Origin of the sequence: Lactobacillus sp. M0393 (assembly GCF_016102025.1) — a bacterium.
Taxonomy (GTDB): domain Bacteria; phylum Bacillota; class Bacilli; order Lactobacillales; family Lactobacillaceae; genus Lactobacillus; species Lactobacillus melliventris.
Genome location: NZ_JACFPK010000005.1, coordinates 178,412 through 201,865 on the forward strand (window position 1 = coordinate 178,412; position 23,454 = coordinate 201,865).

The 23,454-nt window shown below is 37.3% G+C and carries 20 protein-coding genes; 19 read left to right on the forward strand and 1 reads right to left on the reverse strand.

Annotated elements, in window-relative coordinates:
- Nucleotides 1-19 precede the first annotated feature (19 nt).
- Genes tsaB through tsaD form a run of 3 tightly spaced genes read left to right on the forward strand, consistent with a single transcriptional unit; the run spans nt 20 to nt 2,367 of the window.
- Nucleotides 20-766 carry a tRNA (adenosine(37)-N6)-threonylcarbamoyltransferase complex dimerization subunit type 1 TsaB gene (gene tsaB / locus H3R29_RS05745; RefSeq protein ID WP_198202674.1) on the forward strand — a complete coding sequence of 249 codons (747 nt, stop codon included), beginning with the start codon at nt 20-22 and terminating at the stop codon, nt 764-766.
- Nucleotides 750-1,301: a ribosomal protein S18-alanine N-acetyltransferase gene (gene rimI / locus H3R29_RS05750; protein ID WP_198202673.1), complete on the forward strand. Its 552-nt coding sequence runs from the start codon at nt 750-752 to the stop codon at nt 1,299-1,301. The genes tsaB and rimI overlap by 17 nt, the downstream gene beginning before the upstream one ends.
- Nucleotides 1,302-1,317: 16 nt before the next feature.
- Entirely contained in the window at nt 1,318-2,367 is a 1,050-nt protein-coding gene (gene tsaD / locus H3R29_RS05755) for a tRNA (adenosine(37)-N6)-threonylcarbamoyltransferase complex transferase subunit TsaD (protein WP_198202672.1), read from the forward strand.
- A gap of 761 nt (nt 2,368-3,128) precedes the next feature.
- On the opposite strand, the gene H3R29_RS05760 is transcribed toward tsaD, so the two are convergent.
- Complete coding sequence (locus H3R29_RS05760; protein ID WP_198202671.1) at nt 3,129-5,051, reverse strand: ABC-F family ATP-binding cassette domain-containing protein; 1,923 nt, start codon at nt 5,049-5,051, stop codon at nt 3,129-3,131.
- 279 nt (nt 5,052-5,330) lie between these two features.
- On the opposite strand from H3R29_RS05760, the gene H3R29_RS05765 reads away from it, so the two are divergent.
- The 16 genes from H3R29_RS05765 to H3R29_RS05840 all read left to right on the forward strand — a co-directional run bounded on the left by H3R29_RS05765 (nt 5,331) and on the right by H3R29_RS05840 (nt 23,097).
- Nucleotides 5,331-5,966 carry a redox-sensing transcriptional repressor Rex gene (locus tag H3R29_RS05765; RefSeq protein WP_046325257.1) on the forward strand — a complete coding sequence of 212 codons (636 nt, stop codon included), beginning with the start codon at nt 5,331-5,333 and terminating at the stop codon, nt 5,964-5,966.
- A 160-nt stretch (nt 5,967-6,126) separates the two neighbouring features.
- Complete coding sequence (groES, locus tag H3R29_RS05770) at nt 6,127-6,411, forward strand: co-chaperone GroES (RefSeq protein WP_122026291.1); 285 nt, start codon at nt 6,127-6,129, stop codon at nt 6,409-6,411.
- A 19-nt stretch (nt 6,412-6,430) separates the two neighbouring features.
- A complete protein-coding gene (gene groL / locus H3R29_RS05775; RefSeq protein ID WP_198202670.1) occupies nt 6,431-8,056 on the forward strand; it encodes a chaperonin GroEL in 1,626 nt (541 codons plus the stop codon).
- A 131-nt stretch (nt 8,057-8,187) separates the two neighbouring features.
- Nucleotides 8,188-8,856: a DUF969 domain-containing protein gene (locus tag H3R29_RS05780; RefSeq protein WP_198202669.1), complete on the forward strand. Its 669-nt coding sequence runs from the start codon at nt 8,188-8,190 to the stop codon at nt 8,854-8,856.
- Nucleotides 8,857-8,864: 8 nt separating this feature from the next.
- Nucleotides 8,865-9,788, forward strand: a complete 924-nt coding sequence (locus H3R29_RS05785; RefSeq protein WP_198202668.1) for a DUF979 domain-containing protein — start codon at nt 8,865-8,867, stop codon at nt 9,786-9,788.
- A gap of 19 nt (nt 9,789-9,807) precedes the next feature.
- The gene (gene pcp / locus H3R29_RS05790; protein ID WP_198202667.1) at nt 9,808-10,455 is read left to right on the forward strand and encodes a pyroglutamyl-peptidase I; all 648 of its coding nucleotides are present in this window, start codon (nt 9,808-9,810) and stop codon (nt 10,453-10,455) included.
- A 140-nt stretch (nt 10,456-10,595) separates the two neighbouring features.
- Nucleotides 10,596-13,178, forward strand: coding sequence for a DNA mismatch repair protein MutS (gene mutS, locus H3R29_RS05795; RefSeq protein ID WP_198202764.1), 2,583 nt, complete (start codon nt 10,596-10,598; stop codon nt 13,176-13,178).
- A 2-nt stretch (nt 13,179-13,180) separates the two neighbouring features.
- Nucleotides 13,181-15,064: a DNA mismatch repair endonuclease MutL gene (gene mutL / locus H3R29_RS05800; protein WP_198202666.1), complete on the forward strand. Its 1,884-nt coding sequence runs from the start codon at nt 13,181-13,183 to the stop codon at nt 15,062-15,064.
- Between the two features lie 3 nt (nt 15,065-15,067).
- Nucleotides 15,068-15,652, forward strand: a complete 585-nt coding sequence (gene ruvA / locus H3R29_RS05805) for a Holliday junction branch migration protein RuvA (protein ID WP_187156606.1) — start codon at nt 15,068-15,070, stop codon at nt 15,650-15,652.
- A 17-nt stretch (nt 15,653-15,669) separates the two neighbouring features.
- Nucleotides 15,670-16,710, forward strand: coding sequence for a Holliday junction branch migration DNA helicase RuvB (gene ruvB, locus H3R29_RS05810; RefSeq protein WP_370567386.1), 1,041 nt, complete (start codon nt 15,670-15,672; stop codon nt 16,708-16,710).
- 71 nt (nt 16,711-16,781) lie between these two features.
- On the forward strand, nt 16,782-17,267 hold the full coding sequence (gene yajC, locus H3R29_RS05815; protein ID WP_187156605.1) for a preprotein translocase subunit YajC: 486 nt from the start codon (nt 16,782-16,784) through the stop codon (nt 17,265-17,267).
- Nucleotides 17,268-17,410: 143 nt separating this feature from the next.
- On the forward strand, nt 17,411-18,859 hold the full coding sequence (zwf, locus tag H3R29_RS05820) for a glucose-6-phosphate dehydrogenase (RefSeq protein ID WP_198202665.1): 1,449 nt from the start codon (nt 17,411-17,413) through the stop codon (nt 18,857-18,859).
- Entirely contained in the window at nt 18,852-19,988 is a 1,137-nt protein-coding gene (gene dinB, locus H3R29_RS05825) for a DNA polymerase IV (protein WP_232352231.1), read from the forward strand. The genes zwf and dinB overlap by 8 nt, the downstream gene beginning before the upstream one ends.
- 50 nt (nt 19,989-20,038) lie before the next feature.
- Nucleotides 20,039-20,995 (forward strand): bifunctional oligoribonuclease/PAP phosphatase NrnA, encoded by a 957-nt coding sequence (locus tag H3R29_RS05830; protein ID WP_198202663.1) that lies wholly within the window; start codon nt 20,039-20,041, stop codon nt 20,993-20,995.
- Nucleotides 20,988-22,343, forward strand: coding sequence for a DEAD/DEAH box helicase (locus H3R29_RS05835; protein WP_198202662.1), 1,356 nt, complete (start codon nt 20,988-20,990; stop codon nt 22,341-22,343). The genes H3R29_RS05830 and H3R29_RS05835 overlap by 8 nt, the downstream gene beginning before the upstream one ends.
- Before the next feature lie 235 nt (nt 22,344-22,578).
- Nucleotides 22,579-23,097 (forward strand): TetR/AcrR family transcriptional regulator, encoded by a 519-nt coding sequence (locus tag H3R29_RS05840; protein ID WP_046325242.1) that lies wholly within the window; start codon nt 22,579-22,581, stop codon nt 23,095-23,097.
- Nucleotides 23,098-23,454: the final 357 nt, after the last annotated feature.

Below are 23,454 nucleotides of genomic sequence, written 5' to 3' on the forward strand. Positions count from 1 at the left end.
AGAGTAAAAATATTTTAGAATGAAAATTTTGAGTATGTCGACCGCGACAAATAATTTAAGTGTGGCTTTAAATGACGATGCTAAAATAATTACGGAAAAGAATGAATTTGACCAGCGTAATCACAGCGCGCATTTGGATCCATTAATTGCCGAAATTTTGAAAGAAAATAATCTAAGATTGGCAGAAATCGATCGTTTTGCCGTTGCAATTGGACCAGGGTCATATACTGGATTACGGATTGGTGTAACTACGGTAAAAATGTTTGCCAGCATTTTACATAAAGAGGTAGTAGGCATATCTACTTTACAAGCACTGGCTGCAAGTTGTGCAGAAGAAGGCACTTTAATAGTGGCTGGAATTGATGCTCGTAATGATAATTACTTTGCGGGTGCTTATGTCAATAAGGAAGATGATTGGGGTCCTGAATGTGTAATACCTGATGGGCACTATCATATTGACACACTTTTAAGCGCAGTAGCAGAATATTGTGCAGATAACAATCTGGAAAATGTTATTTATGTTGGTTCTGGCTTTGAAAAACAAAAAGAGGCCATCAAAAAGATAAATATTCCCTTTAATTTTGGGACAGAAAAACAAAATCTTGTTCATGGCGGCTTAATAGGCAAGCTGGCTGTGAATGCTCAACCCGATGATCCTGATCAGTTGTTGCCAAACTATTTACGGCGCACACAGGCTGAAATTGATTGGCATAAAAAGACCGGAGAAGCATATAAACCTGATAGTAACTATGTGGAAGAAGTTTAAGTATTTCTGGCCTTTTTTGTTTGTAGCGCCAAAGAAAAAGTTTGTTGACTTTATTCCTGAAAAATTTATTATCAATCACTCTATCCTGAATATTAGACAAGCGCAAATTGAGGACATTTCTGCGATATTGTTACTTGAGCAAAGTTTATATCAAGGAGAGGAGCCTTGGAATAGAGCAATTTTTCAAACTGAATTGGGCAAAAAGAATTCACTTTATTTACTTGTGCTGCAGTCGCAATTGGTAGTTGGGCTAATTGGTGTCCGCATTGATTTTAAGCAAGCCCACATTACCAATTTAATGGTTGATTCCGCTTGGCAAAAAAGGGGTATAGGTACTTATTTAATTAGAAAAGTAATTGAAATTGCCCAAGAAAAAGGCTGTGAGGAACTTAGCCTGGAAGTTAGAGAGGATAATTTGAATGCCCAAAAGTTATATCAAAAATTAGGTTTTGTTACAACTTTCGTCTGGCCCAATTATTATCAGGATTCACAGCAAAACGCGTTTAACATGGTGCTTAAATTGGCAAGTGACTAAAAGAAAGGGAATTAAATTGGTAAATAAAAAAGACATCCGGATTTTAGCTTTTGAAAGTTCTTGTGATGAGACTTCGGCTTCTGTTGTTAAAAATGGCAGAGAAGTTGAAAGCTTGATAGTTGCAACTCAAATTAAAAGTCACCAGCGTTTTGGCGGCGTTGTTCCTGAAGTTGCTAGTCGTCATCACATTGAAGTGATAACGCAAATTACCAGGGAAGCGTTAAGTGAAGCAAAAGTAACTTGGAATGATATCGATGCAATTGCTGTCACCTATGGTCCGGGCTTAGTCGGAGCCCTGTTAATTGGTGTTAGTGCAGCTAAAGCGGCCTCAATGGCTACAGGCATCCCCCTAATTGGTGTTGATCATATTATGGGCCACATTATGGCGGCGCAGTTAAAAGAAGAGATTACTTATCCGGCTCTTGCACTGCAAGTTTCTGGTGGTCATACAGAGATTGTATTATTAAAAGATTCAACTCACTTCGAAATAGTTGGTGATACCAGGGATGACGCAGCAGGTGAGGCTTATGATAAGATTGGCCGAGTTTTAGGAGTTAATTATCCAGCTGGTAAAACAATAGATGAATGGGCTCACCAGGGGCAGGATACCTTTAATTTTCCCCGGGCAATGATTAAAGAAGATGATTACGACTTTTCTTTTTCAGGGCTAAAAAGTGCATTCATTAATACTTGTCATCACGCTGAACAAATTAACCAAAAAATAAATAAATATGACTTAGCGGCCAGTTTTCAAGCCGCAGTAATTGATGTTTTAGCAACTAAAACAATTAGGGCAATTAAGCAATATCAGCCGCAGACTTTCATCATGGGGGGTGGTGTAGCCGCTAACCATGGTTTACGGGACAGAATGAATAGTGAAATAGCAAGTTTACCGCAAAATATTCAGCCCAAAGTCATTTTGCCTGATTTAAAGCTTTGCGGTGACAATGCTGCGATGATTGGTGCAGCGGCATACAATTTGTATCAAGAAGGAAAATTTGCTGATCTAACTTTAGATGCTGATGCATCATTAGAATTACCTTACGCATCAGAAATGCTGCAATAAAATAAATAATATCAGGATCAAGACAAAATCCCTACGAAAAAAGGCGTTGAGTTCAACGCCTTTTTGTTGTTCTGAAAATAGTTTTTTCTCAGAATCTTTGTAAAAAGCAAACAAAACGTATTTATCACACGGCTTAGAATTACCATTTTCATAAAACATGCGCGTTTTACCCGTATTTTCGGTCAACAAAACTTTCTGTATGACAGAATTATATTTCTGTAATACGCTATTCATTAATTTCGTACCAATTTCCCGACTTTGATAAGCAGATTAACCAGTAACTCTTGGATATAAATGAAGGTCAGACCATTACCAACTACTCAGATTAATCCAACTAATTGGTTATGATTATAAGCACTAATAGCAAAAAGCGAATTTGCCACTGCCTTTTGCAGTTGCTAGGGATTTTGTGTATAAGAACTCCAACCGACGCTGGTGTATAAATTGATGAGTTGGTCTAAAGTAATATTTTGGTCAACTATATATTTCATTTTTATTCCTCCTTTATTAATTAATAATTGAAGAGCAATAAGTAATTTTCCCATGCGTATCTCCCATTTCATTTCTTATAAAGCCAGCAAAATTATCTCTTTTAGTTTAAACAACTACAATTTTAAAAGCAGCACTAAATTCATCAAATTTTGCTAACAAAAAATTTATTAATAGTTGGCGAGGTAATTTACAGCAAGTTAAAATATAAAAACAGCAGATAAAAAGGCTGATTTGTTTCTATTTTTGTTGTGCTTACTTGATATATTGTTTTAGTCAAAGCTATCCAGTTCAGTCAGTGCTTTTTCCCAAGCATCATTTGTATCGTCCAGATGTTTTTGTACAGCGCTAAGCTGTTCTTGCAAGGGACCTAATTTGTCAAAATTAGTGGCAATTTCAGGATCAGCCATTTGAGATTGAATATCTTTTTGCTCTTTTTCCAGCTTTTCAATTTTATTTTCGGTATTTTCAACTTCTCTTTGCAATTTACGTTTTTGTGAATCGCGCAATTTTTGCTCTTGATAAGAAAGTTTATTTTTATTTTCGTCTACTTTTGCTGCCGTATTGTTTGCTGCCGACTGGTTCTCTGTAACAATGTTTTGTTTGTTTTTTTCATCTAAATAATAGCTATAATCACCCTCGTAAACATGAGCACTACCATCTTTGATCTCCACAATCTTATTAGCTAATTGATTGATGAAATAGCGGTCGTGAGAAACAAACAATAAAGTACCGTCAAAATCCTGCAAAGCTTTTTCTAATACTTCTTTCGCCTCAAGATCCAAATGGTTAGTAGGTTCATCCATCAGCAGAAAGTTGTTATGTTCAAGTGATAATACAGTTAACGTTAATCTCGCTTTTTGACCACCAGATAATTGTCCGACAGTTTTATCAATATCTTTTGCCGTAAACAAAAAACTGGCTAAAATGGAACGAACATCTTTTTCAGGCATTGTTTTATGCCGGTCCCAAACTGTATCGATTACCGTTTTGGTTGGATCAAGTCCTTGTAGTTCCTGATCATAATAGCCGATATCAAGGGATGCACCATATTTAATTGAGCCTTTTTTCGGTTTCAATTCTTTCATCACGGTTTTTAGTAAAGTTGATTTACCAATACCATTTTGACCAATTACGGCTACGCGGTCGCCTTTATTTATTTGCAGAGAAATATCGTGCACCATTGTTTTTGTTGGATAGCCAATTGTTAAATCACGTAAAATTAAAACTTCTTTACCAGATGGCCGCTCGCTTTGAAAATTAATGCGTACTTTGCTTTTGTGTTTTGGCGGAGTAATTCTTTCCATTTTCTCCAATTGCTTGCGGCGGCTTTGAGCTCGTTTAGTAGTTTTGGCTCTGACAATATTTTTTTGAATAAATTCTTCGTCTTTTTTGATTTGCTCTTGCTGCTTTTCATACGCTTCTTCTTGCTGGCGATCACGCAGCTGCCGTTCAGCAACATAAGCGGAATAATTACCCTTAAAGGCAGTTAATTTGCCAAATTGCAATTCAAAAATCTGTGTGGCTAAATTATCTAAGAAATACTGGTCATGGGAAACAACTAAAATAGCACCAGAATAGTTTTTAAGATAACTTTCCAGCCAGTCCAGAGTGTCTAAATCAAGATAGTTGGTAGGCTCATCAAGTAATAGCAGAGCAGGTTTGCGCAGTAGCAATTTAACAAATGAAAGTCTGGTTTTTTCTCCTCCGGAAAGACTTGCGATTTTTTTGGACCAAGTTTCTTCGGGAAAGTTAAAGCCATTCAAAATACTTTTGATATCAGCCTGGTAGGTGTACCCTCCTTGCTGCTCAAAGTTGAATTGCAGTTGATCATATTGTTTTAACAGATCATTTTGTTTGGGGTTTGCAGCGATGTCTTGCTGTAAACTTGTGATTTTTTTGCTCATATTAATTAATGAAGTAAAAACAGACAACATTTCTTCCCAAATTGTTTTACTTTCATTTAGACCATTTTCTTGGGCAATGTAGCCGACATCTATGTTTTTATTGATGGTGAAGTCACCATGTGTGGCTTCTTCCTCGCCAGTCATAATCTTAAGCAGGGTTGTTTTACCAACCCCGTTAGGTCCAATCAGACCAATTCTGGCATTTGCGTCAATTGAAAAATTGACATTTTTAAATAATGTGTTGGCACCGAATTGTTTTTCTAAATCGTGTCCTTGTGCAATTATCATAATTTTTCACCTAAAAACCATTTTAGCATACGTAGTGAAATTCTTGTGTGAGAGTTTGATGGATATATGAAAGAAAAAGAGCAAAAATACAGCTTTTTAAGCGTGAATGAATAAAAATACCAGTTTCTATTATCAAGCCTGTTACCATTATGCTAAAATTTAAAAGATTGTGAAAAAAATGTTTGCAAATGACGTAAATTTATAGGTAAAATAGAATTGATTGCTGAGAAATTCACAAGAACGAATTATGGTTACTTAATTAAGTTGGAGGCTTCTTAAATGGAAAAAATCAAAATACCAACGGCAACGGCTAAAAGGTTGCCGTTATATTACCGTTATCTTATTATCTTAAATGAGGCTGGCAAAGAAAAAGTTTCTTCGACTGAATTGTCTGAAGCTGTTCAGGTAGACAGTGCTTCAATCAGACGTGATTTTTCTTATTTCGGCGCTTTGGGCAAAAGGGGTTATGGCTACGATGTAAAAAGTTTACTTTCTTTTTTTAAAAAGATTTTAAACCAAGACACTTTAACAAATGTTGCTTTGGTTGGCGTAGGTAACTTGGGTCATGCTTTATTAAATTACAATTTTAAACGTTCAAATAATATTCGCATTTCTTGTGCTTTTGATATTGATGAGAAAATTACCGGCAGAATTCTAAGCGGTGTGCCTGTCTATGATATGAGTGAACTTAAAAAGCAGCTTAGTGACCAACAAATTTCTATTGCGATTTTAACGGTGCCATCTGCGGCTGCTCAGAAAACTGCTGATGATATGGTAGAAGCTGGAATTAAGGGAATCATGAATTTCACCCCAATTCGTTTATCTGCACCAAGTGGCATTAGAATTCAAAACGTTGATTTGGCTACTGAGTTGCAGACACTTATTTACTTTCTTGATTCGGATAAGAAAAAATAGTTTTAAAAAGCAAATTAGCACTTTTTTACTCAAAGTGCTAATTTTTTCTTGCATTTTTTCATAAAAGGGGTTATTATCATAAATGTAAGTTAGCACTTGACAAATAGGAGTGCTAATGGCACATAAAAGAGATTAAAATTTAATTTTAGGAGGGACAAACGTGTTACAACCAATAGGTGATCGCGTGATCGTAAAAGTTAAAGAAGAAGAAGAAAAGACTGTAGGCGGAATCGTCCTGGCTTCTAATGCTAAACAAAAGCCGACAGAAGGTGAAGTAGTTGCTGTTGGTGAAGGTAACTTTGCTGAAAATGGCAACAAAATACCTATGACTGTTAAGGAAGGCGACGTTGTTTTATATGACAAGTATTCTGGTACAGATGTTAAATACGATGGTCAAAAATATTTAGTCCTTCACGAAAAAGATATTTTAGCAATTGTTAAGTAATTAAGGAGCGTATAAAAATATGGCAAAAGAAATTAAATTTTCAGAAAAAGCAAGACGTTCCCTGTTAAAGGGCGTTGACAAATTAGCTGATACTGTTAAGGCTACTATTGGTCCTAAGGGTAGAAACGTTGTTTTGGAGCAATCTTACGGCAACCCAGACATTACTAACGATGGTGTGACAATTGCCAAGGCAATTGAATTAAAAGACCACTATGAGAATATGGGTGCTAAGTTAGTTGCAGAAGCAGCACAAAAGACCAATGATATTGCCGGTGATGGTACTACTACTGCGGTTGTTTTAACCCAAGCAATTATTCGTGAAGGTATGAAGAATGTTACTGCTGGTGCTAACCCTGTTGGTGTTCGTCGCGGTATTGAAAAAGCCACAAAAGCTGTAGTAAATGAATTACACAAGATTAGTCACACTGTTTCTTCAAAAGACCAAATTGCTCAAGTTGCTTCAGTTTCTTCAGCTTCAAAAGAAGTTGGTGATTTAATCGCTGACGCAATGGAAAAAGTTGGTAATGATGGTGTTATCACTATTGAAGACTCACGTGGTATTGAAACTGAATTATCAGTAGTTGAAGGTATGCAATTTGACCGTGGTTACCTGTCACAATACATGGTAACTGATAATGACAAGATGGAAGCTGATCTTGACAATCCATATATCTTAATTACTGATAAGAAGATTTCTAACATTCAAGACATCTTGCCATTGTTACAAGAAATTGTGCAACAAGGCAAATCACTTTTAATCATTGCCGATGATGTTTCTGGTGAAGCTTTGCCAACATTAGTTTTGAACAAGATTCGTGGTACATTCAATGTTGTTGCTGTTAAGGCTCCTGGCTTTGGCGACCGTCGTAAAGAACAATTGCAAGATATTGCCGCTTTAACTGGTGGTACAGTAATTACTGAGGACTTAGGGCTCGAATTAAAGGACACTAAGATTGACCAACTAGGTCAAGCTCGCCGGATTACTGTAACTAAGGACTCAACTACTATTGTTGATGGTTCAGGTTCAGATGAAGCAATTAAAGACCGTGAGGACTCAATTAGAAAGCAAATTGCAGAAACTACTTCTGACTTTGACAAGAAGAAATTACAAGAGCGTCTGGCTAAATTAACTGGTGGCGTTGCTGTTATTCATGTTGGTGCTGCTACGGAAACTGAATTAAAAGAGCGCAGATACCGCATTGAAGATGCTTTGAACTCCACTCGTGCAGCCGTTGATGAAGGCTATGTTGCTGGTGGTGGTACTGCTTTAGTAGATGTCAAGGACGCTGTTAAGGACCTTAAAGGTGACAATGCTGATGAACAAACAGGTATTAACATTGTCTTAGAAGCTTTGACTGCTCCAGTTCGTCAAATTGCTGAAAATGCTGGTGAAGATGGTTCAGTTATCTTGAATAAGCTTGAAGGTCAAGAAAATGAAGTTGGTTACAATGCAGCCAACGGTAAATGGGAAAACATGGTTGGAGCCGGAATTATCGACCCAACTAAGGTAACCCGTACTGCTTTACAAAATGCTGCGTCTATTGCTGCCTTGTTATTGACTACTGAAGCCGTTGTTGCCGAAATACCAGAAGATAAACCTGCCGCTGATCCAAATGCAGGTGCTGGCAATCCAGGTGTGATGTAATTTAGTTTTTATTAGTTAATTAATAAATCCTACTAGCAATCCTGTGGGGCTTGCTGGTAGGATTTTTGCTTTGAAATTTTGCTTACAGAATTTGATAAGTAATTGCTGCCTTTACATAGGAAGGAATATTAGTGGAATATTTAAGTTTACTAGGTATTGTAGTTATAGTGATTGGCTTTGCGCTGGGACTTGATACCATAGCCGTTGTTATTATTGCTGCTTTAATTACAGCCTTAGTTTCAGGAATTGATTTTGTCTCGTTTTTGACAATTTTGGGTAAAGGATTTATGGATAATCGCATGGTTTCCCTGTTTTTTCTGACTTTACCGACAATTGGCATTTTAGAAAGACATGGCTTAAAGCAAACTGCTGTTAATTTGATTAAAAAAATGAAAAAATTGACGCCAGGTCGTATTTTCGATATTTACCAAGCCATTCGTGAAATTGCTGGTGCCTTTGGTATATCTCTACAAGGACACGTCCAATTTATTGCGCCACTAATTAATCCAATGGCACAAGCGGCCGGTAAGGTTAACAGCGAATTGACGCCTCTTGAAGTAGACCAAATCAAAGGTAGGGCGGCTGCAACAGAAAATTTTGGTAATTTCTTTGCCCAAAATTTATTCGTAGCTTCTTCAAGCGTTCTACTTATTGCAAGTACTATGAAATCACTGGGTCACCCAGTTGATCCTAGTGGCATAGTTCTATACACTTTTCCAGTTGCAATCATCAGTTATATTTTATGTGTGGGTTACAATCATGTGTTTGACCAAAAATTACTCAAACAGCAAGAGAAGTAGGAGAAATAATGGATACTTTAATCAATAATATTTTATTAGCGTTCTATATCTTAATCGGGCTGTTTTTCTTGGCTGCAGCAATTGAGTCTTGGCGTGATCAATCAAATCCTGTGCGTTGGGGTACCGGGCTTTTCTGGTTTTTGTTTGCAATACTATTCTGTTGTGGGCAATGGCTTTCAAATGCAATTAACGGTGCAATTATTATAATTATTGCCTTGTTATCTCTGTTTAAACAGGTTCGCGTAGGGCACATCAGGGATTTGGATGAAAAAGTTGCTCAACAAACGGTTAAACGCATTGGCAACTGGATTTTCTTACCAAGTATCTTGCTAGCAGTTTTAGCTTTGCTAATAGCCCAATTTACTAATCTAGGTGGCCAAGTAGGTATAGGTGTGGCAGCAATTGTTTCACTTGTTATTGCACAAATTTTGACAAAAGCAAATGTGAAAGTTGTGTATGAAGATACTCAGAGAATGGTTCGCTCTGTCGGCTCTGCCGGAATTTTACCACAATTGCTCGCTACTTTAGGTGTGGTATTTACAGCTTCAGGTGTGGGACAAGTTACTGCTAAGGCTATTTCCGGACTTTTTCCTATTGGAAATCATTTGTTAGGAGTTACACTTTATTGTGTTGCCATGGCGCTGTTTACTGCTATTATGGGTAATGCATTTGCGGCCTTTGCAGTTATTACTGCTGGAATTGGCATCCCTTTTGTTGTGGCACAAGGAGGTTCACCGGTTGTAGTTGCAGCTTTAGGGATGACTTCGGGTTATTGCGGTACGCTGTTAACACCAATGGCAGCAAACTTTAATACCCTGCCCGTTGCTCTTATGGAAATGAAAGATCAACTAGGCGTAATTAAACAACAATTTCCGATCGCAATCAGCATGTTGCTTATTCAAATTATGCTAATGTATTTTTTGGCATTTTAAGACAGTAAGGAGAAATATAATGAAAATTCTTGTAACAGGTTTTGATCCATTTGGTGAAGATAAAATTAATCCTGCGATCGAAGCAGTTAAACGGCTGGATAATGAAATCGCCGGAGCACAAATCATAAAACTTGAAATACCAACAGTTTTCGGTGATTGTGCCGATGTGGTTCATGAAGCTATTCTGAAGGAAAAACCTGATTATGTTTTAAATATTGGACAAGCTGGTGGCCGCTATGGTCTAACTCCCGAACGAGTGGCAATTAATTTTGATGATGGTCGCATTGCCGATAATAAAGGATACCAACCACTTGCTACACCTATTCAGGCAGACGGTCAAAATGCATATTTCACGCAACTGCCTGTTAAGGCAATGGCGCGGGCAATTAGGGAAGCTGGGCTTCCAAGTTCAGTTTCTACGACGGCAGGTACATTTGTCTGCAACCACATTATGTATCAAGTGCAGTATATGATTGATAAAGAATTTCATGACTTAAAAGCTGGCTTTATGCACATTCCGTATTTACCAGAACAAGTTGTTGCTAAACCAGAAACTCCTTGTCTGAGCTTAGCAGATGATGTAAAAGGTATTACGGCTGCAATTAGTGCAATTGTGAAGATGGATGGCAAGAAAGATTTAGCAAGTATTGAAGGAAATATTGCCTAATTTTTTGAATTATTTATATGTGTTGTGAGAAGAGATCGTTTTACTTGCGGTCTTTTTTCTTTTAATGAATAGTTTAGCGTATAATAATAACAGTAATGCAGAAAAGAAGGAGAATAATGGCGCAAACAAACCTGACTCCGATGATGGAGCAATATCACCAAATTAAAAAGCAATATCCCGATGCCTTTCTTTTTTATCGGGTGGGAGATTTTTACGAATTATTTGAAGACGATGCAATCAAGGGTGCCCAAATTTTGGAATTAACCTTGACTCACAGGTCCAACAAAGCCGAAAACCCTGTTCCTATGGCAGGAGTACCTCACGTGGCAGTGCAATCTTATGTAGATACACTGGTTGAAAAGGGTTATAAAGTAGCTTTATGCGAACAACTTGAAGATCCGAAAAAGGCCAAAGGAATGGTTAAACGTGGTATTATCCAACTTGTGACTCCCGGAACCTTGATGAATGACAAACCCAGTGAAGCCAAGGAATCGAATTATCTTACCTCTGTTGTAACTACCAAAAGTTGTTTTGGATTGGCATACAGCGATTTATCGACTGGTGAAATTTATGCCACTCATTTGAAGAGCTTTGCAGCTGTTTCAAATGAATTATTATCATTACGCACACGGGAAGTTGTTTTCAAAGGTCATTTAAATGATCAGGATAATGACTTTTTTCATAAAGCAAATATTACTGTATCAGAGCCGGTAGAGTTAACTGGCAAACATGCGGAGATTTCCTTTGCTGAACAGGATCTGACAAACTCTGCTGAAAAAGCTGCTGTAAAACAGCTGGTAGGATATTTATTACAAACTCAGCTTCGTAGTTTAGCGCATTTACAAGTCGCTAAAAGCTATGAAGTCAATCAATATTTACAAATGTCGCATACTGTGCGGGATAATTTAGAATTGATCGCATCTGCAAAAACAGGTAAGAAGATGGGTTCACTTTTTTGGGTGCTTGATAAAACACATACCGCAATGGGTGGACGCTTGTTAAAACAATGGCTTGCTCGGCCATTATTATCCGTTGAACAGTTAAACAGGCGCCAAGAGATGGTACAGGCGTTAATTGATGAGTACTTTACGCGGGAAAATATTAATGATGCTCTCAAGGGTGTTTATGACTTAGAACGCTTAACGGGGCGAATTGCTTTTGGTAATGTCAATGCCAGAGAGTTATTACAGTTGGCTCATTCTCTTAATGCCGTACCAACAATTTTGACAGCAATGCAAAAGGCTGAAAATAAAAATTTGCAAAATTTTGCCAGTCAAATTGATCCTTTAAAAGGAATTGCTAAATTGATTACGGATACTATTGTTGATCAGCCTCCAGTTCTGACTACCGAAGGAGGATTAATCAAGGATGGTGTTGATAGTCAATTAGATCGTTATCGGGATGCTATGAATAATGGTAAAAAGTGGCTGACTGGAATGGAGCAGAATGAACGTGCTCAAACGGGTATTGATAATTTAAAAGTTGGTTATAACAAGGTCTTTGGTTACTATATTCAAGTTACAAATTCAAATAAGAGTAAGGTTCCTTTAGACCGGTATACGCGTAAGCAAACTTTGACCAATGCAGAGCGTTATATTACCCCAGAACTTAAAGAACATGAAAATCTTATTTTAGAAGCACAAACCAAATCAACAGATTTAGAATACGATTTGTTTGTTAAATTAAGAGAAGAAGTCAAAAAATATATTCCAGCATTACAAAAGTTGGCTGGACAAGTAGCTCAACTTGATGTCTTTTGCTCTTTTGCTCAGGTGGCTGAAGACAATAATTATTGCAGACCTCATTTTCATACCGATAATCAAGATGTCAAGGTAGTATTAGGACGTCACCCAGTAGTTGAACAAGTGATGAAAGCTGGTTCCTTTATTCCAAACGATGTTAAGTTAACAGAAGATACTGATATCTTTCTGATAACAGGTCCTAATATGTCAGGTAAAAGTACATACATGAGGCAGCTGGCTCTTATTGCGGTAATGGCTCAAATAGGATCATTTGTACCAGCCGATAGTGCTGACTTGCCGATTTTTGATCAAATTTTTACTCGTATTGGAGCAGCTGATGATCTGATTTCTGGTCAAAGCACGTTTATGGTCGAAATGACTGAAGCAAATGATGCTTTACAACATGCCACTAAACGCAGCTTAGTTTTATTTGATGAAATCGGTCGGGGAACAGCCACTTACGATGGTATGGCACTGGCTGGTGCTATTGTGCAGTATTTACATGATGAAGTTGGAGCCAAAGTTTTATTTGCTACACACTTTCACGAGTTAACAGCCTTGGAACAGACCTTACCTCATTTGAAAAATATTCATGTAGGAGCAACTGAAAAAAACGGCAAGCTGATTTTTCTCCATAAAATTTTACCAGGACCTGCAGATCAAAGTTATGGAATCCATGTTGCGCAACTTGCTGGTTTACCGAGAAAGGTTTTACGCCAAGCTACTAAGCTGCTTAAAAGACTTGAAGCTCAAGGTAGTAATTTGGGACCGGCTTCAACACAACTTGATTTATTTAGCTCAAGTAATGAGCCGGCCGAGGAACTACCAGTTGGTGCAGAGTCAGATTCTGCCAGTGAATTGACTGACAAAGAAAAAGATATCCTAGATGAAATTTCTAATCTTTATTTGGCAGATCAAACACCGTTGCAAGTGATGCAACTGGTGGAAAATTGGCAAGAAGATTTAAAGGATGAAAACTAATCATGGCACAAATACATGAGCTTTCAGTTAATCTGTCTAATCAGATTGCAGCTGGGGAGGTAATTGAAAGACCGGCAAGTGTGGTCAAAGAGTTGGTCGAGAATGCGATTGATGCTGGCAGTAGCAGAATTAGAATAGATTTTATTGATGCTGGTTTAAAACAGATTGTAGTTCAAGATAACGGCTCGGGGATCCCTAGTAATCAAATTGATCTTGCTTTTACCAGACATGCTACCAGCAAAATAAAAAGTGAACATGATTTGTTTAATGTCAGTACTTTAGGCTTTAGAGGAGAAGCTTTAGCTTCGATTGCTGCAGTTAGTCATGTTGAAATTTTAACTAATTCTTCTGGAGCAATTGGAACGCGAGCTGAATTTTCTGCTGGTGTTAAAAAAATGCAGGAAGATGCTGCAGCAAGACAAGGTACTCAGATAACTGTCAAAGATTTATTCTATAATACCCCGGCACGGTTGAAATATTTGCGCAGTCCCAGGACTGAGATTATGAAAACAGTAGATATTGTTAATCGCCTTGCATTAGGATACCCAGAAATTGCCTTCACTCTAATGAACGAAGGAAGGATTCTGCTTAGAACTGCTGGTAATAATAATTTACGCCAAACGGTATCAAGTGTTTATGGCCGCAATATTGCTGAACGAATGTTGCCTTTTAAAGGTAGTGATAATGATTTTGAAGTGAGTGGTTTAATATCCAAGCCAGAACTCACGCGATCTACTCGTAATTTTATTTCTATTTTGCTTAATGGCCGTTACATTAGAAATTTTAAGTTGGCAAGTGCAGTGATGGCTGGTTATGGTAATAATCTTACTGACAAACATTACCCTATTGCAGTTATTAAAATCAAGACGGACCCCTTATTGGTTGATGTCAACGTTCACCCCACAAAGCGGGAGGTTCGCTTATCTAAAGAAACAGAATTGAGTCGCTTGATTACCAGTGCTATTAGTAGTGTGCTTCTGAAAAATGACGTGAAATCTGATGCATTGAGTAATTTACATTCAAGTAAAGAAGATACACTGGTTGATCAACTTAAGTTTAATTTAAACAAAAATGTAGTAGAAACGAAAAGGCCAAATGCAGGAATTGCGGAAATTAATGAACAGCCTCCAGCAGAAATCAAACACATTCAGCATTCACAGTATGTGAATTTGGATATTCCGCGAGACGATGAACATTATCTCATAACTGCGACATGGGATGATAATGTTGTCAAGCAATGCAGTTTAACACCCTTTACTAGTAAAAATACTAATAATGAGATTATTTCAAGCGGTGATGAAGTGTTAGCAGCAAGCTTAGCCGAGTTAAGTTTTGTTGGTCAAACCCCAATGTTTATTATTGCTGCTAATAATGATGATTTATACTTAATCGATCAGGTTGCAGCCAGAAGACTGCTTTCTTTTCAAAAAATCATGCGTGAACTTTCAAGCTCTAAAATCAACCAGCAGGGATTGCTGAGTCCTTTAATTTTAGAATTTGGCAACCTGGATTTTTTGCAAATAAAAGAAAAGATGGCGGACATCAAAAAAATTGGGATTTTTTTAGAAGATTTTGGTCAAGATACCTTTATTTTAAGATCATATCCCACCTGGTTGAAACAAAATATTGAGCATTCTATTCGCAAGATTTTAGACTTGTTTTTAAATGTTGATCAAAGTAATTCTCGAAATTTAATTAAAAGAATAGCGGCCGATCAAGCTCAACGAGAAGTTTCGGGACGTAAAAAATTGACGGCTGCTGATTGTGGTGCAATTTTGACCAATCTGAGACAAATTGCTGATCCTTATCATGACGCTAAGGGCAATTTGGTGATTGTGCGCATCAGACAAAGTGATTTACGCAAAATGTTTAAGAGGAATAAATAAGATATGTATGAATACTTTCAGGGTGTTATTGTCACAATCAAACCTGATTTTGTAGTAATTGATGTAAATGGAATTGGTTATAAAGTTTTTAGTCCCACACCTTATGCTTATCAAGAAGGACAAAAGGCGCGCGTTTTTATTGAACAAATTGTACGGGATACCGGTATCACTTTATATGGCTTTCAGACTGAGGATGATAAGGGACTGTTTTTAAAGCTCCTAAGTGTAAGCGGAATTGGTCCCAAGTCTGCTTTAGCCATCATGGCGGCTGAAGATAGTAATTCATTAGCAAAAGCCATTGAAGAGGGTGAAGTAAAATATTTAACCCGCTTTCCAGGCGTTGGTAAAAAGACTGCTTCACAAATTGTGTTGGATTTAAAAGGTAAATTAGGCAGCTTTGTTAAGAACGCAAATAAGGCGGCTTCGGCAGAAGTATCTCCTGAATTAAATGACGCATTATTAGCATTATTAGCGTTAGGATATACCAAAAAAGAAGTAGATAGAATTACACCAGCTTTAATTGCAGAGGAAAAAACAACTGCGGATCAATACATTAAAAAGGGATTGGCACTTCTCTTAAAGAAGTAAATCTTGTTATAATGAAAATGACATTTAAAAGGGAAGTGAAACAGGTGACAGAAGATAAAAATAATATTGTTTCTGGAGAAGTTCAAGGCCAAGAAGAAGAACAAGCTGAGTTTTCTTTGCGCCCCCAGTCATTAAATGAGTACCTGGGTCAAAAACGCGTTAAAAAAGAAATGGCAGTTTATATTAAGGCTGCCCAAAAAAGGGATGAGGCTCTAGACCATGTGTTATTGTATGGCCCTCCTGGACTGGGTAAAACAACATTAGCTTTTGTGATAGCTAACGAACTTGGTGTGCATTTAAAAAGTACAAGTGGCCCGGCGATAGAAAAAGCGGGCGATTTGGTTGCCCTTTTAACTGATCTCGATCCTGGAGATATTTTATTTATAGATGAAATTCATCGTCTTGCCAAGCCTATTGAAGAAGTCCTGTATTCAGCGATGGAAGATTATTATGTTGATATTGTAATTGGAGAAGGACAAACTACTCACGCCGTTCACGTTCCCTTGCCCCCATTCACGCTTGTTGGTGCTACTACTTTGGCTGGCCAGCTGTCAGCTCCCTTACGTGACCGCTTTGGTATAGTTGAGCATTTGCAATATTATACGGTTGAAGAACTTGAAAAAATAATTTCTCGTTCCAGCAAAGTTTTCAATATTGAAATTGAACCCCAGGCAGCACACGAATTAGCTCGCAGATCACGGGGAACTCCCAGAGTAGCTAATCGGCTATTAAGACGAGTAAGGGATTTTGCCCAGGTGAAAGGAGAAAAAGTAATTTCTTTTGCAACCACAGCAAGTTCTCTTCAACAATTGCAGGTTGATGAAGAAGGACTAAATCAAACAGATCGCAAAATTTTACGGGTAATTATTGAAAATTATCATGGTGGACCAGTAGGTATTAGAACTTTAGCTGCTAATACTGGCGAGGACGTGGAGACAATTGAATCCCTTTATGAACCATATTTAATGCAAAACGGGTTTTTATTAATGACACCCAGAGGCAGAATGGTGACAGAGAAGGCTTATGTTCATTTAGGCCTGCCGCTGCCAAACAAGTAATGCAATTGTTCGTTATTTTCTGTATAATAAATATTTAGACAATAATTAATTTTAATTTGAGGAGTGTAAAAGTGAATAATTTATTTTTAGCACAAGCAAATGGTGCAGGTAGTAGTATGTGGACAATCATAGTTTTTGTAGTTTTGATTGCTTTTATGTACTTTATCATGATTAAGCCACAAAAAAAGCAACAACAAAAGAAAATGGAAATGATGAACCAATTGAAAAAAGGTGACAATGTCATTATGATTGACGGTCTTCACGGCAAAATAGATTCAGTAAATACTAAGGATAAAACGGTTGTGCTGGATGCTGATGGCATTTACTTAACATTTAGTCGAATGGCTGTACAACAAATTTTACCAGCTAATACGGCAAGTGCTGAGCCTGCACCAACACCATCACCTTCTGATGACGCTGAAAAGCCAGCAGAAAGTGAATCTGCTCAAGCTTCAAAAGAAGAGCAAAAACCTGCTGCTCCTGCAGAAAAACCAGCTGCAGCCAAACCAGCTGATGCAGCTGATGAAACTCCAGATGATGGATCAAAAGAAAATTAAAACAATCTTAAGTGCCATGGGGGCACTTTTTTGTTAGTAAAATTTATTTAGCTTAAAAAGTAAATATTGCTCAGGGCGCGAGTTTAACGGCAAAATAGTATAAAATGATGTTAGTGTAAAAAGGTATGAGAAAGGATTTTTTCATGAATAACATTCCAGTAATTATGATTATCTTTGGTGGTAGTGGTGATTTAGCGCATAGAAAGCTGTATCCTGCACTTTTTAATTTATATGAACAGGGCCTAATTCACGATAATTTTGCCGTAATTGCAACGGCTCGGCGACCATGGTCACATGATTTTTTACGCCAGCAAATATGCGATGCTGTGCACGAAACGCATGCTGAAGTAAACGAAAATGATTTAGTTGCTTTTGCCAGTCATTTTTATTATCAGTCACACGATGTAACCAACATTGAACACTATGAAACTCTGAAGAATTTGGCACAAGAATTAGATGATCGTTATAGTGCGCAGGGAAATCGTATCTTTTATATGGCAATGGCTCCCAAGTTCTTTGGCACAATCGCTGAACATATTAAAGATCAACATTTGACTAGTACCGGCTTTAAACGTATTGTTGTTGAAAAACCCTTTGGAAGAGACCTGGCAAGTGCAGAAGAATTAAACCAGCAGATTACTGCTTCCTTTGCTGAGGATGATATTTTTAGGATTGATCATTATTTAGGTAAAGAAATGATTCAAAACATTCTGCCTATGAGGTTAACTAATCCTCTAATTAAAAATATATGGAATAATCAGAATATCAAAAATGTTCAGGTCACTTTAGCAGAACAGCTGGGAGTCGAGGCTCGTGGCGGCTATTATGAAACTTCAGGCGCTTTACGTGATATGGTGCAAAATCATATTTTTCAGATTATTACCCTTCTAGCAATGCCGGAGCCAAAGGATTTGACCTCGCAAAGTATTCACGAGGCTAAGCAAAAACTTTTAGACAGTATGGTAATTCCGACAGAAGACGAGATTGCGCGTCATTTTGTGCGGGGGCAATATTTGGGTAGTGATGTTACCTTTGGGTATCGGCAAGAACCAAACGTTGCTGCCGATTCAAATACAGAAACTTTCGTTGCTGGAGAGGTTAAATTTAAAAAGGGTCCTCTTGCTGATTTGCCAATTTATTTTAGGACCGGCAAAGAAATGCGGGAAAAGAAAAACAGGATTGATATTGTTTTAAAACACATGTCTAATCAATACGGTAAAGCTCATTCAAACAACATATCAATTATAATAGATCCACAGATGCAAATTTTTATTACTATTAATGGTAAAAAAATTAATGAACCCGGAATTCGCAGGGAAAATCTAAGCTATGGCTTTACAAATGAAGACCAAAAACAGGTACCAGATGGCTATGAGCGTTTACTGCATGATGTTTTTGTTAATGATTCAACCAACTTTACTCATTGGAGTGAATTAAAGAATTATTGGAAATTTATTGACCATGTAGAAGAAACATGGCAAAAAGAAAATGAAAATGGTCAAGAGCCAGAACAATACTTGCCGTACAGAATGGGTCCAAAATCAGCAAATAAAATTTTCGAATCAGCTACCGAGCGCTGGATTTATGAGTAACTTTGATGACGGTCTTTTACCACAAAATGACACTCACAGAAAGATTATTCACCTTGATATGGATGCTTTCTATGCTGCAGTTGAAACACGTGATCATCCTGAACTAAAAGATAAGGCGCTGGTAATTGGTCAAGATCCCAGAAATTATCATGGCCACGGCGTTGTTGCTACGGCAAATTATATTGCTCGCCAGTATGGCGTCCATTCAGCTATGCCATCAATTAAGGCTTTAAAGCTCATACCGCCGGATAAACTGGTATTTAAGAGCCCTGATTTTAAAAAGTATCATAGTGTTTCTGCTGAAATTCATCAGTTGATGCATGAAATTACTGACAATGTTCAGTCTATTGCACTGGATGAAGCATATTTAGATGTTACTGAAAATAAGCTGGGATTAACTTCTGCTTTGCAAATCGCGATTGATCTGCAGGTAAAAATAAAAAAAGAAATAGGTTTAAATTGTTCTTTCGGCGTAACCTATAACAAATTTTTAGCAAAAATGGGTTCCGAATATTCGAAGCCTTTTGGTCGAACTATTATTTTGCCCCAAGAAGCTAAAGAATTTTTAGCCGTACAAAAAATTGCTCAGTTTCATGGTATTGGGCCTAAGACGCAAGCTAAGTTAGCTGAAATGGGTGTCTACACGGGACGCGGGTTGCAAAAAATGCACGTTCGTGATTTAATAAAACATTTCAACCGCATGGGTTATTTAATGGCGGAACATGCAAATGGCATTGATTTGTCGCGGGTAATTCCTGATGATGAGCGTAATCGCAAGTCTATTGGGATTGAACGCTCGTATGAACCCAGTGTATACAATGAACAGACCGCTCTTACCAATTTGCGCAACTATGTTAATGATTTAGCTGACAAGTTAATTGAACGCAATTTTTATGCCAATACGGTTGTCTTAAAAATTCGCAATAGTGATTTTAAAACTGTTACGAAAAGGCGCAAGCTTGAACATGCTACTAATAATCCATTAGAATTATATGACGCAGCTAAAGATCTTTTTGAGCCCATTTCTAGCTCGTTTTTAAATGATGGTATCAGGCTTTTGGGGGTAACAGCTACAGATTTTACAGAGGCTGATTATGAAAATATGGATTTAGAATTATTTTCTCAATAAGAAAAAATTTTGTTAAAGTAAAACCGCTAAAATTAAGAAGGAGAATAGATATGAGTACTTTTACAGAGATATACCAAAAAATTACGCAATATGACACGATTATATTGCATCGTCATACCAGTCCTGACCCTGATGCTCTAGGCTCTCAGGCTGGACTTGCACGTTCTTTAAAACTGCAGTTTCCAAGTAAGAAGATCCTATGTGCTGGAGAAAATGATGAGGGTGATCTGTCTTGGATCAATCAGATGGATCAGGTGACTGAAAAGGATTATCAAGGAGCCTTGGTAATCACCACCGATACAGGAAATACTGCCCGCATTTCTAACAAATTATATAATAAGGGTGATTTTCTGATTAAAATTGACCATCATCCGGATGTTGAACCATATGCAGATATGAGTTATGTTGATGATCATGCACCTGCTGCGTCACAAATCATTGCTGATTTCATTATTACTGAAAAAATGCCGCTGACTGCAGAAGTGGCCTACCCTCTTTATGCGGGTATTGTTGGTGATACAGGTAGATTTATGTATCCTGAAACAACTGACCATACTTTTAAAATAGTTGCTAAACTGGCAGCAACCGGAATTAATATTAATGAAATTGCTCGCAACATTAGTGACGTTACCTTTGAACAGGCAAAATTACAGGCCGTCGTTTTGGAATATATGAAAGTTGATTCCTGTGGTGCAGCCTATGCGATTTTATCCCAAGATACTCTGCATAAATTAGGTGTAAATTCGGAACAAGCTTCATGCACGGTTTCTACTCCTGGAAGAATTAAGGATATCATTGCCTGGAATGTTTTTGTGGAAAAGCCCGACGGCAGTTATCGAGTTCATTATCGTTCAAAGGGCCCAGTAATCAATGAACTGGCAGCCAAACATGATGGTGGTGGCCACGCATTGGCAAGTGGAGCTAATGCTAAAGATATAGCTGAAGTGAAGCAAATATTTACGGAATTAGTTCAAGTAACCAAGGAATATCAAGAGGAACATGAATAACATTTTTGAAAACGAAAAGTTAAGTCCAGCACTAAGACAAGGTCTGAAAAAAATAAACTTTGTTAAACCGACTGAGGTGCAGGAAAAAGTAATACCTGTTTTACTGGCACACAAAAATGCTGTAGTACAGGCAGTTACGGGATCGGGTAAAACTCATGCTTTCTTAATCCCTGTAATGAATGAAATCAATGAAAAATTGCCGTATCCACAAGCAATTTTGACTACTCCTAGCAGAGAACTTGCTCAGCAATTATATCAAGTGACTCGTCAATTAAGGGATGCTGCCGGATTAAATATTTCGGTTGCCCAATTGGCAGGAGGCACTGATCGGGAACGCCAACTTGAAAAAATAGGTAGGCACAAACCACAAATTATCATAGCTACTCCTGGTAGGCTTCATGATTTTGTTGCCAAAAAGATTTTACCATTAGACTATGTCACAAATTTTGTCATTGATGAAGCTGACATGACTTTAGATATGGGTTTCTTGGGTGAAATTGACTTTATTGCGCAGAGATTGCCTCAAAATTGTGTTTTAACAGCTTTTTCTGCCACAATTCCTGTTAAATTAGCTAACTTTTTACGCAAGTATATGGCTAAACCAGAAACCATTATTGTAGATAATCCTACAGTTATTTCGCCAACAGTAAAAAATGATTTACTTGATGTCGGATCTAAAAATCGAAAGAAAATGCTATATCAGTTACTAACAATTGGTCAGCCTTATTTAGCACTTATTTTTGCTAATACCAAGCAAACGGTAGATGAATTAACTGAGTTTCTTATTAAACAAGGGTTAAGAGTTGCTAAAATTCATGGCGGCATTACTGAACGTGAACGAAAAAGAACCATGAGAGAAGTAGAAGCTGGACAATTTCAATATGTCGTAGCCACTGACTTGGCCGCGCGGGGGATTGATATTGCAGGTGTTAGTCTAGTCATTAACTATGAAATTCCGCGTGAATTAGAATTCGTAATTCATCGTATTGGCCGAACTGGTCGCAATGGCATGAGTGGCCATGCTATTACTCTAATTCGTGAAGAAGAAATGGATCAGATTTTTAAGTTAGAAAATATGGGAGTCCATTTCGATTTTGTGGAAATAAAAAATGGGGCTCTAGTACCACGTAAACATTACCATAGCCGTAAAACAAGGCAGTCGTCTTCTCAAAGTCTTGATAATAAGATGCGTGGCTTGGTTAAGAAAGCTCAAAAGAAGCGTAAACCTGGTTATAAGAAAAAGATTAAGCGTGCTATCCAACTAGATAAGGCGCAAAAGAATAAAATTGAGCAACGTAGTAAAATTCGTAAGGCAAAGCGCCAAAGAAAAATGAAGCGTAACAATTAATCTTAATTTTAAAAATAAACTACATTTAGTTTGATTCAAATGATTGATGCAAACGACTAATTTCTGGTTTTAATCCAAATTAGTCGTTTTATTTTGCTTTGCAAAATACAAAGAATGGATTTTGTTTTAATAATACTGTTAGTCTTTAAAAATAACGCCATTATTTTTAAAGAAAGTATTGCTTGTCATAACCATTATTGCTATACTTATGGCACCATAAGTAGGAGCGATGAAAATGAAATTGACAAAAACTGAGGAAGTTCTTGTTTTTGAGCTATCAAGATACAGCGTGGAAAAGTATACTGTTACTAAATTTTGTCAGAAATTAGACATTAACCGTGGCGCTTTTTATAGAAGATACAGTAATATTTGTGATTTATTTACTTCAGTCTTAACTTTGCAAACCAGACGAGCCTTACGCAGTGTGGGAAATGAATCAATGGATCGAATGTTTTATCGCATGTTGAAAAAAATTAAAGAAAATAAGACTTTTTATGGCAATTTGCATAGAATTGCCAAGGATCCGCCATTATTTTATCGCGTGTTAAGAAAAGAATATGCTTTAGCCATAGAGAATTATATGCGACCTAGAGGACCATTTTCGGTGCGTAAAGTTGAACTGGTAGCAAACGGAATATACGCTATTATATTCAATTGGGTTGTTGACGAATGCAGGCATGATATCAGGGATGTTTATCAAAGTATTCATTTGTTACTAACACATATAGAGCAAACAATAAGAAGGACTGAATAAGCCCCTTTTGCTAGTGTTTTACTGGTAATAATAATTTTTTGCAAAAAAGACTTGCAAAAAAGAAAAATACTTGCTAGTATTAATAACTGTCGTCGGGCAATGAGCCGCAAGGCAAGAGCACGAAGACAGCGTTAAAAAATCAAGCAAAAGCAGTTGACAAAAGTCAATTGTTTTAGTAAGATAATAAACGCTGTCCGGTAAGACGGCAAAACAAGTCAGAAAAAAGTGCTTGACAAAAACGCTTGAATCTGGCAAAATAAAAAAGCTGCTTTAGCAGCAGGTAGTACCTTGAAAACTGAACAATGTTTTCGCAAAAATGTGCGGGTTTAAAGAACCCAAAACAAAAGAGCGAAGTCA

Bases quoted from the DNA above. Each gene is read 5' to 3' on its own strand.
- dinB (WP_232352231.1), top strand. From the start codon at position 18,852: ATGAGTAACTTTGATGACGGTCTTTTACCACAAAATGACACTCACAGA.
- H3R29_RS05760 (WP_198202671.1), bottom strand. From the start codon at position 5,051: ATGATAATTGCACAAGGACACGATTTAGAAAAACAATTCGGTGCCAAC.
- zwf (WP_198202665.1), top strand. From the start codon at position 17,411: ATGAATAACATTCCAGTAATTATGATTATCTTTGGTGGTAGTGGTGAT.
- ruvB (WP_370567386.1), top strand. From the start codon at position 15,670: ATGACATTTAAAAGGGAAGTGAAACAGGTGACAGAAGATAAAAATAAT.
- mutS (WP_198202764.1), top strand. From the start codon at position 10,596: ATGATGGAGCAATATCACCAAATTAAAAAGCAATATCCCGATGCCTTT.
- pcp (WP_198202667.1), top strand. From the start codon at position 9,808: ATGAAAATTCTTGTAACAGGTTTTGATCCATTTGGTGAAGATAAAATT.
- groL (WP_198202670.1), top strand. From the start codon at position 6,431: ATGGCAAAAGAAATTAAATTTTCAGAAAAAGCAAGACGTTCCCTGTTA.
- ruvA (WP_187156606.1), top strand. From the start codon at position 15,068: ATGTATGAATACTTTCAGGGTGTTATTGTCACAATCAAACCTGATTTT.
- H3R29_RS05830 (WP_198202663.1), top strand. From the start codon at position 20,039: ATGAGTACTTTTACAGAGATATACCAAAAAATTACGCAATATGACACG.
- H3R29_RS05835 (WP_198202662.1), top strand. From the start codon at position 20,988: ATGAATAACATTTTTGAAAACGAAAAGTTAAGTCCAGCACTAAGACAA.
- H3R29_RS05785 (WP_198202668.1), top strand. From the start codon at position 8,865: ATGGATACTTTAATCAATAATATTTTATTAGCGTTCTATATCTTAATC.
- rimI (WP_198202673.1), top strand. From the start codon at position 750: ATGTGGAAGAAGTTTAAGTATTTCTGGCCTTTTTTGTTTGTAGCGCCA.
- H3R29_RS05840 (WP_046325242.1), top strand. From the start codon at position 22,579: ATGAAATTGACAAAAACTGAGGAAGTTCTTGTTTTTGAGCTATCAAGA.
- tsaB (WP_198202674.1), top strand. From the start codon at position 20: ATGAAAATTTTGAGTATGTCGACCGCGACAAATAATTTAAGTGTGGCT.
- H3R29_RS05765 (WP_046325257.1), top strand. From the start codon at position 5,331: ATGGAAAAAATCAAAATACCAACGGCAACGGCTAAAAGGTTGCCGTTA.
- mutL (WP_198202666.1), top strand. From the start codon at position 13,181: ATGGCACAAATACATGAGCTTTCAGTTAATCTGTCTAATCAGATTGCA.